Here is an 11,998-nt window from a genome sequence, read left to right as displayed (position 1 = left end):
CAGTCATGGCGCTTTCAAGAACCCTGAGCGGGCACCAAACCGCCCCCGCGTCAGGCCGTCTGTTTCTGTCCTTGCTCGAGCGGATCCAGGTGGGGCATCTGATCCTCATCACGCCCGATGGTCAGCAGCGCGTGTTCGGCGATCCGCACGCGGCGCCCGGCGCGCGTCTGGAGATGCGTGACTGGCGCGCGTGCGGCGCGATTCTGCGCAAAGGCGATATCGGTTTTGCGGACGCATGGCGCTCTTTCTGGGTCGATACGCCCGATCTGGCCGCGCTGCTGCGCGTCGCGATCCGCAACGAGCGCGCGCTGCAACGCACGGTGTACGGCGGCTGGCTCGCGCAGCTCTGGTACGGACTGCGTCATAAGCTGAGGTCGAACACACGTTCAGGCAGCCGGCGCAACATTCACGCGCACTACGACATCGGCAACGCGTTTTACGCGCAGTGGCTCGACGCGACGTTCACCTATTCGAGTGCGGTGTTCGACGGCAATTTCCATCGCTCACTCGAAGACGCGCAGCACGCGAAGTATCAACGCATCATCGATACGCTTGGTTTGCGCGACGGTATGCACATTCTGGAAATCGGCTGCGGGTGGGGCGCTTTTGCGCTGCACGCGGCGCGTCTGGGCATTCAGGTGCATGGCGTGACGATCTCGCCGGCGCAACTAGAATTCGCCCGGCAGCGTGTGAACGAAGCAGGCCTGAGCGAGCGCGTGCAACTCGAACTGCGCGACTATCGCAGCTTGACCGGTCAGTACGATGCCGTCGTATCGATTGAAATGTTCGAGGCCGTCGGCGAAAAATTCTGGCCGACGTACTTTCGGATTCTGCGCGAACGTCTGCGACCGGGTGCTCGCGCGCTAGTGCAAACCATCACGATCGACGACTCGCATTTTGCCGCTTATCGCGCGACGAGCGACTTCATTCGCGAGTTCATTTTTCCTGGTGGCATGTTGCCGAGCCCGCAGCGTTTCACGCAAGCCGCGCGGCGCGGCAAGCTCACGGCGCGCACCTCGCTGGCGTTCGGCCGTGATTACGCGGAGACCTTGCGCCGCTGGCGCGGCGCATTCGAAGCGCAACTCGATACGATCCGCGTGCAGGGTTTCGATGAGATTTTCGTGCGCACGTGGCGGCTGTATCTGGCGTATTGCGAAGCCGGCTTCGACGAAGGACGCACGGACGTGATGCAGTTCGTGCTCTCGAAGGCGGACTGACGTGCGCGCGCTCGTCGCTCTCGCGCTGATCTTCTGGGCGAGCGCCGCTTGCGCGGACTGGCGCGGCGACGTCCAGTCCGCGCAACTCGTCGGCGAAGGCGATTTCAGTGTGCTGGGCTTCCGGCTCTATCGCGCGCAGATGTGGAGCGAACGCGTGCCGGTCGATTACGACGCCCGCTTCGCGCTGCACATCGTGTACGCCCGCGGCATCAAACGCGAGCGCCTTGCGGACACCGGTATCAGCGAGATCAAGCGTCTGGCGGCCGCGCCGATTCCGGCCGACACGCTGGAACGCTGGCGCGCGGACATGCTGCAGGCCTTCGTGGACGTCAGCCCGGGCGACCAGTTGAGCGCGGTGTATCTGCCGGACAAAGGCGTGCGTTTTTATGCGGGCGAGCGCATGACCGGCGAGTTCGACGATCCCGCCTTCGCGCGCGCATTCTTCGGCATCTGGCTCGATCCTTCGACGCGCGCGCCTACTTTGCGCAAGCAGTTGCTTGGGATGGCGCGGTAGTTCGTTCGCGACGCGTTGCCAACGTTTGCCGGTGGGCATCGGGTCGAGCGCCTGAAGCAGGTGAGTACAAAGCGCTGGCGGCGTCGCCGCAGACGCGCGACGCGCTTTGCGGCGCTTATTCGCTACGGCCCAAATTGCCTTGTTGTTTCTGGCAATCGGTATCAGGAATGGGCGCTGATGCGGATGACGAGCCATCGCACGACGCAACCGCTGCTTTCGCCCATTGCCCGCGCATCTGATAGACGTTGCCTTGCGCGCCGGGAGATTCGGGCAGTAATGGCGCGCCACCGTTTGCAGCGCTCTTGCGCGAACGCCGCGCTTCATTGTTCGCCTGCGCGTCGATAAACGCACTCGCATCGTCGAGCACCGGCGCAAAGCTGCGCAACGGCCCGGCAAACGCGCCCACCAGCAGCGCATGCCCGACGCGCGGATAGTGCTTCACTTCGACATCCGCGTCGCCCGACGCACGCAGTTTTGCCGCGAGTCGGTCGGTGTTGCCCGGATCGACGGTCGTATCGCGCTGGCCGGCGGCGAGGAACATCGGCGGTTCGTCGCCGGTGACAAAGTTGATCGGCTGACTTGCGGCACGCAATGGCCGCGGGAAAATTTCCTCGAGCGTCGCGTCGTGCAAGGGCAGAAAATCATACGGGCCAGCCAGGCCGATCACGCCGCTGATATCGCTTTTGCTCATCTGCTGCGCGGCGAGATAGCGGCCGTCGGTGGCGAGCAGCATCACGATATGCGCGCCCGCCGAGTGTCCCATCAAAAAGATTCGCGACGGGTCGCCGCCGAACTCGGCCGCGTGGTCGCGTGCCCAGCGCACGGCCGCGGCCGCGTCGTCGACGAAACCGGGGAACGCGGTGTCGGGCCACGTCCGATAGTCCGGCAGCACGGCAACGAAGCCGCGCGAGGCCAACGCCGCGCCGACGAACAGATAGTTGCCGCGCGAGCCGTTCTGCCAACTGCCGCCATAGAAGAACACCACCATCGGACGGCCATGCGAAGAACGGGTTGGCGGCGCGTCGGCGGTGGGTACGTAGACGTCGAGTTTCTGGCGCGGCGCGTTGCCGTAAGCCACGCCGTTTTCGGCGCGGAACTGCTTGTGCGATACGGCGGCATTCAGTACGCCGGCCGCGCTGCAGCCGCCGAGAGCGGCGAGGGCCAGCGTGGCGGTCAGGGTGAGAAGGCGTCGAGGCAAGAGAGAGTCGAGTCAGTCCGAAGAGATGCGTTCGAACAATGTACGCGCCAACCCCACGAGCGGATGCAGGCCTTGCCATGATGCCGCTGGCTCACGCGGCATGAAACGGCGGCCACGGCGAAATGCCGGCCGCTTGCAGCAGCAGAATGAGATTGAGCGCCAGCACGACGACCGTGCCGAGAGTTGCCGCGAAGGTCGTCTCACGACGATTCCGGTAGCGGCCCATCAGGTCGCCGCGCGAGGTGAACCACACGAGCGCGATCATCGGCACGGGCAGGGCGATGCTGAGCACCACCTGGCTCAGCACCAGGGCGCGCGTCGCGTCGACGCCGCAGGCCACTACCGCGAAAGCCGGCGCCATCGTGATCAAGCGCCGGGCCCACACGGGAATATGAAAGCCGACGAAGCCCTGCATGATCATTTGCCCGGCCATCGTGCCGACCACTGAACTCGACACGCCCGATGCGATCAACGCGGCCAGGAAGAGTCCCGCCGCGGCGCCGCCGAGCAGTGGCGTGAGCGTGCGCCACGCGGTCTCGATGCTGGCGATCTCCGGGTGCCCCGCATGAAACGCGCTCGAGGCCATGATCACCATCGCCATGTTGATGAACCCGGCCACGCCGAGCGCGACCACCACTTCGATATTGGAAAAGCGCAGCAGCCTCGCGCGCTCGCCGTCGTTGCGCGGTTTGACGCGATTCTGCGTGAGCCCCGAATGCAGGAACAGCACATGCGGCATTACCGTGGCGCCGATAATGCCCACCGATATCGTCAACGCATTGCTATCCGGCACCCGCGGCGTGAACGTGTGCGCGATCACCGATGGCCAACGCACGGGTGCGATCAGCAACTCGGCGAGATACGACAGTCCGATTACGCCGATCAGCGCCGCGATCGCCAGTTCGAGCGGGCGGAAGCCGCGCTTCTCGAATTGCAGCAAACCGTACGTGACGGCTGCGGTGATCAGCATGCTCGGTATCATCGGCAGATGCGTGAACAACGACACACCGATCGCACCGCCGACGAACTCGGCCAGATCGGTCGCCATCGCCGCGATTTCGCTGATGCCCCACATCGCGAGCACGGATCGGCGCGGCAGCGCTTCGCGGCATAGCTCGGCGAGATTGCGCCCGGTGACGAGACCGAGCTTGGCCGACAGCGACTGGAACAGCATCGCGACGACATTCGCGACCGCCACGACCCATAGCAGCGTATAGCCGTATCCCGCGCCCGCCTGGATGTTGGTGGCGAAGTTGCCCGGGTCCATGTACGCGATCGACGCCACCACTGCCGGCCCGACGAACGGCAGCATCGCGCGCACGCCACGGCGCCGTCCCGCCAGGGTTTCGCGAATGTCGAAACAGGTCTGCTCGGTGAGAGTCTGCGGCACGGTGCCCTGGCTTATCGCTTCGTTCATAGCGGCTCCTGTACGTCGTCAAGCGTTCAACGCAATAGGCACATGACGGCCGGCCAACGGGTCCAGCGCGATCAGCGTCGCGGCGCCCCGTTGCCGGTGCAACTGACACAATCGATAAACTCAGCTCACGCGCTCATGTTCAGCGAACCGTTGACGCCGTTCGGGAAGAAGCCGCCTTTGGTCGCCGCTGAACTCGTCAGATAGACGATGTTGAGGACGTTGCTGTAGTTGCGGCTGAATGCGAGCCCATTGCTGTCCAGCGGCACGATGTTGGACGTGCCGGCGGTCGCGCCGGTGATGCCCTGATCGTCGTGGCCGTTGTGATCGAGGCTGTTGCGTGCAGCCGAAATCGCGTTGGCGGCGGTGACGAGACTCGTCATGTCAATGCCTTTCGAGTACAGTACCGTGCGGACCAACCCGGCGTGATACGCCTCGGCCGCGAGAATGGCGGCCGCCGCTTCGAGGAACGTCTTGTTGGTGATGAGCGGCGAGGCGCCTTTATAAGCCGTTACGCCGACGTCCTCGAAGATGTAGGCGCCGAGCAGGAAGTTGTTGTCGTTCGCATACGGATTGAACGGGGTGCCGGCAGGCACGAGGCCGGCAGCGCGCGCCGCGTTCGAAAACGCGCCGTTCGGATCCGTGCCGCCGATGTCGATTGCCGGCATGGCAACCGCAGCCGAACCCAACGCGCTGCGCAGGAACGTGACGTGCTCGCGCTCGTCGTTGGCGATCTCGTTGGCGTACGCTTTCACCACCGGATCCTGAAAGGGCACTTGCTGCCCCGGAATCACCGTGCCCATTGTGCCGACGCCGGCCGTCATGCTCGCGGCGAGCCCGGCTCCGGTCGTCGCGTACGTATAGAACTGCGATTCGAGGTACTCCAGATTCAGCGCGAAATTCAGGATTTCCGCGTCGGTCGGCGCACTCTGGGCCGACACGCTCGAAACCGAGCCGCCCCCGCCGCACGCGCTGATCAGCGTGCCGCCGACAAGTCCCAGACTCAGGCCGCCGGCGTTGCGAAAGAACTGTCTGCGTTGCAGGCGGCGCGTGGCGCGTCGATCGAATGCATCAATAAGGGATGCTGATTTAGTGCTGGACTCCGACATGGCGATGCTCCTCAAATGGTTCACTGCCGATACCGCGGACTCGCGGCGCACACGCGGGGACAGCCGTTGCTCTCGCGCTGCAAAGACGCAAAATCGCGGACGCAAAGAGGCCTCCGTTCTTCTGAGAAGAACTAAATGATCAAGGGCGAAGAGCGAGTCCTCATTCGCCTTTACGGGGCGAATACTCGGCTAGATGCAAACCTCGAAAAAGATTTCTGTTCGCGTGTGCAGCATGAAGTGCGCGGCATGTGAGGAGCCGGTCGAGCATGCCGCCCGACATCGCCGCGGATCGTTTCGTCCGGCAAGTTTGGCGCGGCTCGCGGAGGATCGGCTGCGATCCTCTGTACAATTGGCCGATCGATTGAACATCGACCTTCCATTCGACCCATATCGACCGAATTCATGGCTATTACCTACAAGACTCCCGACGACATCGCCAGGCTGCGCATTTCCGGCCGCCTCGCGGCCGATGTGCTGGCGATGATCGGCGAGCACGTCAAGGCCGGCGTCTCCACCGACGAGCTGGACGCACTGTGCAACGACTACATTGTCAATACGCAAAAGTCGATTCCGGCAAATGTCGGCTATCTGGGTTTTCCGAAAACGGTGTGTACCTCGGTCAACTCGGTGGTGTGCCACGGCATCCCGAATCGCGCCGAGATCCTGAAAGACGGCGACATCATCAATATCGACGTCGCGATCATCAAGGACGGCTACTTCGGCGATACGAGCCGCATGTATTGCGTCGGCCAGCCGAGCACGGTGGCGCGCCAGCTGGTCGACACGACCTATGAAGCGATGCTCGCGGGCATTCGCGAGGTGAAGCCGGGCGCCACGCTCGGCGACGTGGGCCATGCGATTCAGAAGGTGGCGCAGCGCGACGGCTTCTCGATCGTGCGCGACTATTGCGGGCACGGCATCGGCAAGGTCTACCACGAAGATCCTCAAGTGCTGCACTACGGCCAGCCGGGGCAGGGCGTGCGTCTGAAGCCGGGCATGGTCTTCACGATCGAGCCGATGATCAACGCCGGTCGCGCGGGCACCGCGGTGCAGCGCGACGGCTGGACCGTGGTCACCAAGGACCGTTCGCTGTCGGCGCAATGGGAACACATGATCGCCGTCACCGACGACGGCTATGAACTCCTGACACCGTGGCCGGACGGCACCGGTAGCTACGAAGCGCCATGACCCTGCGTGGCGCGTACCGCGTCCGGGCACTTGCGCCGGAACTGGGCGCGCAACGTGCTGCTGAGTCGGGATACGCTCCGTATGTCGCTTCCCGAGGGGAGTTCCTGCGGCGCATACCCTGTTCCGGTAAAGAATGATTTGACTCTCGCGCCGGTTCGGTTAAAGCTACGCCTTAGGGTTTCAAGGGGTTTTCGTCTGCATGAGTCCGTCATTGACCGTTCGCCGTATCGCCGCTGATCAGGGCGCTGTTTTCCGCGAACTCCGTACTGCGTCGCTGCGGGAGGCACCGTATGCCTTCGGCGCCACGCTTGAGGACGCGTTGTCGGCCGACGCCGCGAGTTTCGACGCCACCGCCGCGGATCATGCGGTTTCCTTCACCTTCACCACCTTCATTCTCTACACCGAGGGCCATCCGGCGGGACTGATCGAAGCGTACTTCGACGATACCGCGGCGCGCCGCGCATTCGTTTGCGAACTGTGGGTGGCGCCGGCCGTGCGTCATCTGCGTGGGGGCGAGCTGCTGGTCGACTCGGCCGCCGCCTGGCTCGCGAACGAGGGCGCCACGGAAATCTACGCGTGGGTCGCCGACGCCAACCGCAATGCCATGCGCTTTTACGAGGCGCTCGGCTTCGGCCCGACTGGCGAGCACCGTCGCGTCACGCGAGCGCCGGACCAGGCGGAAAGCCTGCTGGTGCGCCATGTGCCGACCACGTCCCAGGTGTTTCAGCAGTGATCTCGCGAGCGGCGCAACAGTCTGCCGCTCGATTCCCTTCCGCGTCTCTTCAGCGTCGATCGCCAGCTTATCGGCGCGATGCGCGGCCTGAACGTCCGCTGCAAGGCCGTCGCGTTGCCGGTGCGGGAGCGCGTCGTGATGGCGGCGGCCCGTTCTCCCGGCGAAAAAGCTGGCCGCGCGCGTCGACGCCTGTAAAATACGCAAAATTTTTTGCCGAACGCTATGTCGCCCAAGAAATCGCCCTTTTTCGAACTTCGCAGCGGCTCTGTCGACACGCTCCTGTTCGTGGTCAAGACAACCGACCTCGACGCCATGCGTGCCGAACTGACCCGGCGCTTCGAGGCGACCCCCGAATTTTTCGCTAACGACGTCGTCGCGATCGACGTGCGCCGTCTCGCCGAGAACGAACGTGTGCCGCTCGCCGACATCGCGCAACTGCTCGACAGCGTACGCATGCGCCCCGTTGGCGTGGTCGCCAACGCGCAGCAGGCGTGGGCGGCGGAGTCGCAGTTGCCGCTGCTCGAAGCGCGTGACCGCCGCGGCGCCGCTAACGCTCCCAAATCCGCAGACGAAGACAGCACCGCCGCAGCCGCGCCGGCTGTCACCGCCGCGACGGCCACGCCGCCTTCCGATCTGTTCGAACTCGCCGCCGCCGCGCCGGAGAACGGCACGCCGGCCACGGCCGCTGCCGTCGAACCGGCTCCCGCCGCGGAGCCGGTGCGTCTGGCCACATCGTCGCAAACCATGGTGGTCGACAAGCCGCTGCGCTCCGGTCAGCGCATTTACGCCAAGGGCGACCTGGTCGTGCTCGGTCTCGTGAGCTACGGCGCGGAAGTGATCGCGGAAGGCAACATCCATATTTACGCGCCGCTGCGCGGCCGGGCTTTGGCCGGCGTGCAGGGCAATCACGACGCGCGCATTTTCTGCACGTGTCTCGAGCCGGAACTCATCTCGATCGCAGGCATCTATCGAACGACTGAGAACCCTTTGCCGGCTGACGTGCTCGGCAAGCCGGTACAGATCTGGCTCGAAGAAGAAAAGTTGATGATCGAACCGCTGCGGCTCACCTAAGCGACGTGAAGCGCGCTGCGTCGATCAAGCGTGATGCACGCGGCGTTTCACGGCAAATATGGCCGCACATAATTGACGAATTTGACGAACACAAGGTAAGGGTAATGGCAAAAATCATTGTGGTGACTTCGGGCAAGGGTGGCGTGGGCAAGACGACCACGAGCGCGAGTTTTGCATCAGCCCTCGCTCTGCGTGGCAGCAAAACCGCCGTGATCGACTTCGACGTCGGCCTGCGTAACCTCGACCTCATCATGGGTTGTGAACGCCGCGTGGTGTACGACCTGATCAACGTGATCCAGGGCGAAGCCAATCTGAACCAGGCGCTCATCAAGGACAAGAAGTGCGAGAACCTGTTCATCCTGCCGGCCTCGCAAACGCGTGACAAAGACGCGCTGACCATGGAAGGCGTCGAGAAGGTCATCAACGACCTGATCGCGATGGACTTCGAATTCATCGTGTGCGATTCGCCGGCCGGTATCGAATCGGGCGCGCTGCTCGCCATGCATTTCGCCGACGAAGCACTGATCGTGACGAATCCGGAAGTCTCGTCGGTGCGCGACTCGGACCGCATTCTCGGCATTCTGTCGTCGAAGACCAAGCGCGCGATCGAAGGCAAGGAGCCGATCAAGGAACATCTGCTGATCACCCGCTACAACCCGAAGCGCGTCAGCGAAGGCGAGATGCTGTCGCTGACCGATATCCAGGAAATTCTGCGCATCGACCTGATCGGCGTGATTCCGGAATCGGAAGCGGTGCTGCACGCATCGAACCAGGGCTTGCCGGCAGTGCACCTTGACGGTACGGATGTGGCCGAAGCCTATAAAGATGTCGTGTCGCGTTTCCTCGGCGAGCAGAAGTCGCTTCGCTTTACCGATTACCAGAAGCCCGGGCTGCTGCAGCGCCTCTTCGGCACCAAGTAAGGGGAGCGCACGTAATGTCGATTCTTTCGTTTTTGCTGGGCGAGAAGAAGAAGTCCGCGTCGGTAGCGAAGGAACGCCTGCAGTTGATCATCGCGCATGAGCGCGCCGGCGGCCATGCGCCTGCCGATTACCTGCCTGCGTTGCAACGCGAACTGGTGGCCGTGATCTCGAAGTACGTGAAGATTTCCCATGACGATATTCGCGTGAGCCTCGAACGTCAGGACGATCTCGAAGTGCTCGAGGTCAAAATCGAAATACCGCAGGCCTGATCGTTCAAAGGTCTGTTCCGTCTCGCGGCCGGTTTCTTATGACGTGCTGCGCGCTGACGTGATGCAGGGCGGCGCGCGAGTGCGCCGCTCTGTTGTGCCTCTTCGTTTTTTCGTTGCTCCCACTTCCTTCTGTGTTCGTGCACATGGGCCTGCATGGGCTTTCTCGCGCGCGTCAGCGGTGCGTCGAAATAATCTGTTGCACTTCGGCGTGTGGCGTTACACGCCCACGGTCAGCCGTTGCGTCCCCTCGCGCATTAAATGGATAACGCCGCCTTCGGCGCCTATCTACAGAGGGATAACATGAGAAAGACCTTTCGTTTGCTGCTTGCCAACACCGTATTGATCGCCGCCGGCGCAGCCGCCGTGGCATCGGCTTCGGCCGCGGAAGTCGTCGTGATCGCACCGTCCGCGCCGCCGCCGGTGCGCTACGAAGCGGTGCCCGCGTCGCGCGTCGGCTACGTGTGGGATCACGGTCATTGGCGCTGGGATCACGGCCGCTATGTGTGGATCGGCGGTCACTGGCAAGCCGAGCGTGTCGGCTATCACTGGGTGCCGGGACACTGGGTCGCGCACGGCCCGAATTATCACTGGGTTGAAGGCCACTGGGCCTAACGCCATGTGCTTCGGCATGCACGGCGCGGCGAGTGCCGCGCATGCCATTCCTTCCGTTTCGACAAGCACGGACAAATGCATGCACCGCGCCGCGCGTTCGGCGTAGCGCTCGCCCGCGCGCGCTTCAGGAAACCCTGCGATGAAAAAGACCTTGCTTCTGATCGCCGTGCTGACGGTCATGCTGGCCGGCTGCGTCGTCGTGCCGGCGCGGCCGATGTATCTGCGCGCCCCGGCCGTCGTCGTCTACTGACGCGGAGCGCCGCCGTTGGCGTCGTCGATGGGCGGCTCACCGTCGACTTGCGCAACGGGCCGGCCGGGCGCTTCGACCTCGGGCACTTCCGGTGTCGGTGCGGGCGCGGGTTGCGGCAACGGCGTCATATAACGCGCGGCCAGCGACTCATACAGAGGCGGTGTAAAGAGACGCGACACGCGGCTCGAAATCAACGCGGTGGCCATCAGCGAGATCACCAGGGCGTGGCCGTTGATCATCTCCATCACAATCACGAACGACGTAATCGGCGACTGCGTGACGGCGGCGAGGTAGCCGACCATGCCGAGCGCGATCAGCATCGGCAGATCCATCGAGTCGAACACCCGGTGCAGCAGATCGCCGAAGCCCGCGCCGATCGACAGCGACGGCGCGAAGATGCCGCCTGGAATGCCCGGCAAATAGGAGCCGACCATCGAAATCATCTTCATGAACGGATAAAACACCGACAACTGCGCGTGGCCGTCGAGCAAACCGCGCGCTTCGGCGTAGCCGCTGCCAAAGGTCGTGCCGCCCGAGATCAGGCCGACCACCGCGATCACGAAACCGCACACCGCGGCGAACGCGACCGGCCGCTCACTGTGCAACTGTCGCAGCGGCGCCGGAATCCAGCGCGCGGTATTCAGCAGGAGCCAGCCGAACAAACCGCCCGCAAGGCCCGTGACGATCGCCGTCAGCAATACCGCGAGCGCCAGCACATTGGGAAAGTGCGCGCCGATCTGGATGGTGCCGAAATAGGTGTAGTTGCCATTCAAGCCGAGCGCGATCACGCCGGCGATGATGATCGCGGTAATCAGCACGCCGCTTGCGCGCGCCTCGAAACTGCGCGTCAATTCCTCGATCGCGAACACGATACCGGCGAGCGGCGTGTTGAACGCCGCGGACAAGCCCGCCGCCGCGCCGGCCAGCACGAGTTGCCGTTCGATCAGCGCATTCGAGCGGGGATACAGCCGCCGCAGATTGAACATCAAGGCGGCGCCGACCTGCACGGTCGGCCCCTCGCGGCCGATCGTGAGGCCGCCGAGAATCGCCAGAAACGACACGACGATCTTGCCGAACAGAATCCGGAAAGTCAGCAGCCGTGAACCGTATTCGCTCGTTCTGGAGTGAAGGGTGGCGATGACCTGCGGGATGCCGCTGCCTTCGGCTCCGCGGAAGAACTTGCGCGTGAGCCAGACGGCGAACGCCGCGACCGCGGGGGTGATGATCAGCGGCGCCCACACATGCCGTTGCTGCACGGAGCGAAACTCGTTGTAGCCCCAGTCGATCAGTCTTGCGTACAGTACCGCAGTCAGCCCGACTGCGATCGCACCGAGCCAGAAGATGCCGTATTGGCGCCACAGTCGTCTCGCGCGTCGAACGATGGCGGAAGATCGGATCGGGATGGGCCGGGACATGAGCGTGTGTGGTGCAAAAGGGTGCAGTATAAGTCGCGCCGCGCCCATCACCTGTGTGAAAGTATTCTGAAATCGTGTAAAAGGGCAG

12 protein-coding genes are annotated in these 11,998 nt (G+C 63.7%); 8 read left to right on the top strand and 4 right to left on the bottom strand.

The annotated features are described in order from the left end of the window. Positions 1 to 5 precede the first annotated feature (5 nt). A complete protein-coding gene (locus B0G82_RS01430) occupies positions 6 to 1,217 on the top strand; it encodes a cyclopropane-fatty-acyl-phospholipid synthase family protein (protein ID WP_121306442.1) in 1,212 nt (403 codons plus the stop codon). A gap of 1 nt (position 1,218) precedes the next feature. Next, entirely contained in the window at positions 1,219 to 1,731 is a 513-nt protein-coding gene (locus B0G82_RS01425) for a chalcone isomerase family protein (RefSeq protein ID WP_121306441.1), read from the top strand. Between the two features lie 115 nt (positions 1,732 to 1,846). On the opposite strand, the gene B0G82_RS01420 is transcribed toward B0G82_RS01425, so the two are convergent. The 3 genes from B0G82_RS01420 to B0G82_RS01410 form a co-directional block, all read right to left on the bottom strand. Next, positions 1,847 to 2,929 (bottom strand): alpha/beta hydrolase, encoded by a 1,083-nt coding sequence (locus B0G82_RS01420; RefSeq protein WP_121306440.1) that lies wholly within the window; start codon positions 2,927 to 2,929, stop codon positions 1,847 to 1,849. 91 nt (positions 2,930 to 3,020) lie between these two features. Then, positions 3,021 to 4,346 (bottom strand): Nramp family divalent metal transporter, encoded by a 1,326-nt coding sequence (locus tag B0G82_RS01415; RefSeq protein WP_121306439.1) that lies wholly within the window; start codon positions 4,344 to 4,346, stop codon positions 3,021 to 3,023. Positions 4,347 to 4,471: 125 nt separating this feature from the next. Continuing rightward, a complete protein-coding gene (locus tag B0G82_RS01410; RefSeq protein WP_121306438.1) occupies positions 4,472 to 5,452 on the bottom strand; it encodes a ferritin-like domain-containing protein in 981 nt (326 codons plus the stop codon). 402 nt (positions 5,453 to 5,854) lie between these two features. On the opposite strand from B0G82_RS01410, the gene map reads away from it, so the two are divergent. From map to B0G82_RS01380, 6 genes are all read left to right on the top strand, one after another. After that, entirely contained in the window at positions 5,855 to 6,640 is a 786-nt protein-coding gene (map, locus tag B0G82_RS01405; RefSeq protein ID WP_106279976.1) for a type I methionyl aminopeptidase, read from the top strand. Between the two features lie 199 nt (positions 6,641 to 6,839). Then, positions 6,840 to 7,373: a GNAT family N-acetyltransferase gene (locus B0G82_RS01400; protein WP_121306437.1), complete on the top strand. Its 534-nt coding sequence runs from the start codon at positions 6,840 to 6,842 to the stop codon at positions 7,371 to 7,373. 222 nt (positions 7,374 to 7,595) lie between these two features. After that, positions 7,596 to 8,444, top strand: a complete 849-nt coding sequence (minC, locus tag B0G82_RS01395) for a septum site-determining protein MinC (protein WP_121306436.1) — start codon at positions 7,596 to 7,598, stop codon at positions 8,442 to 8,444. Between the two features lie 104 nt (positions 8,445 to 8,548). Next, on the top strand, positions 8,549 to 9,364 hold the full coding sequence (gene minD / locus B0G82_RS01390) for a septum site-determining protein MinD (protein ID WP_006048490.1): 816 nt from the start codon (positions 8,549 to 8,551) through the stop codon (positions 9,362 to 9,364). A 14-nt stretch (positions 9,365 to 9,378) separates the two neighbouring features. Further along, entirely contained in the window at positions 9,379 to 9,633 is a 255-nt protein-coding gene (minE, locus tag B0G82_RS01385) for a cell division topological specificity factor MinE (protein WP_012432104.1), read from the top strand. A gap of 300 nt (positions 9,634 to 9,933) precedes the next feature. Then, a complete protein-coding gene (locus B0G82_RS01380; protein ID WP_121308578.1) occupies positions 9,934 to 10,245 on the top strand; it encodes a YXWGXW repeat-containing protein in 312 nt (103 codons plus the stop codon). Positions 10,246 to 10,488: 243 nt separating this feature from the next. Here the strand turns inward: B0G82_RS01380 and B0G82_RS01375 are convergent, their stop codons facing one another. Next, positions 10,489 to 11,910, bottom strand: a complete 1,422-nt coding sequence (locus B0G82_RS01375) for a chloride channel protein (RefSeq protein ID WP_121306435.1) — start codon at positions 11,908 to 11,910, stop codon at positions 10,489 to 10,491. Positions 11,911 to 11,998 lie beyond the last annotated feature (88 nt).

This window comes from Paraburkholderia sp. BL17N1 (assembly GCF_003634175.1).
Lineage (GTDB): Bacteria > Pseudomonadota > Gammaproteobacteria > Burkholderiales > Burkholderiaceae > Paraburkholderia.
The sequence above is the reverse complement of the archived record's forward strand: the minus strand, read 5'-3'. Positions and strand labels throughout refer to the sequence as shown.

What these genes read in the sequence shown, in the direction of transcription:
- B0G82_RS01380 (WP_121308578.1), top strand. Translation starts at nt 9,934, where the DNA reads ATGAGAAAGACCTTTCGTTTGCTGCTTGCCAACACCGTATTGATCGCC.
- B0G82_RS01415 (WP_121306439.1), bottom strand. Translation starts at nt 4,346, where the DNA reads ATGAACGAAGCGATAAGCCAGGGCACCGTGCCGCAGACTCTCACCGAG.
- minE (WP_012432104.1), top strand. Translation starts at nt 9,379, where the DNA reads ATGTCGATTCTTTCGTTTTTGCTGGGCGAGAAGAAGAAGTCCGCGTCG.
- B0G82_RS01375 (WP_121306435.1), bottom strand. Translation starts at nt 11,910, where the DNA reads ATGTCCCGGCCCATCCCGATCCGATCTTCCGCCATCGTTCGACGCGCG.
- B0G82_RS01400 (WP_121306437.1), top strand. Translation starts at nt 6,840, where the DNA reads ATGAGTCCGTCATTGACCGTTCGCCGTATCGCCGCTGATCAGGGCGCT.
- minC (WP_121306436.1), top strand. Translation starts at nt 7,596, where the DNA reads ATGTCGCCCAAGAAATCGCCCTTTTTCGAACTTCGCAGCGGCTCTGTC.
- B0G82_RS01430 (WP_121306442.1), top strand. Translation starts at nt 6, where the DNA reads ATGGCGCTTTCAAGAACCCTGAGCGGGCACCAAACCGCCCCCGCGTCA.
- map (WP_106279976.1), top strand. Translation starts at nt 5,855, where the DNA reads ATGGCTATTACCTACAAGACTCCCGACGACATCGCCAGGCTGCGCATT.
- B0G82_RS01410 (WP_121306438.1), bottom strand. Translation starts at nt 5,452, where the DNA reads ATGTCGGAGTCCAGCACTAAATCAGCATCCCTTATTGATGCATTCGAT.
- minD (WP_006048490.1), top strand. Translation starts at nt 8,549, where the DNA reads ATGGCAAAAATCATTGTGGTGACTTCGGGCAAGGGTGGCGTGGGCAAG.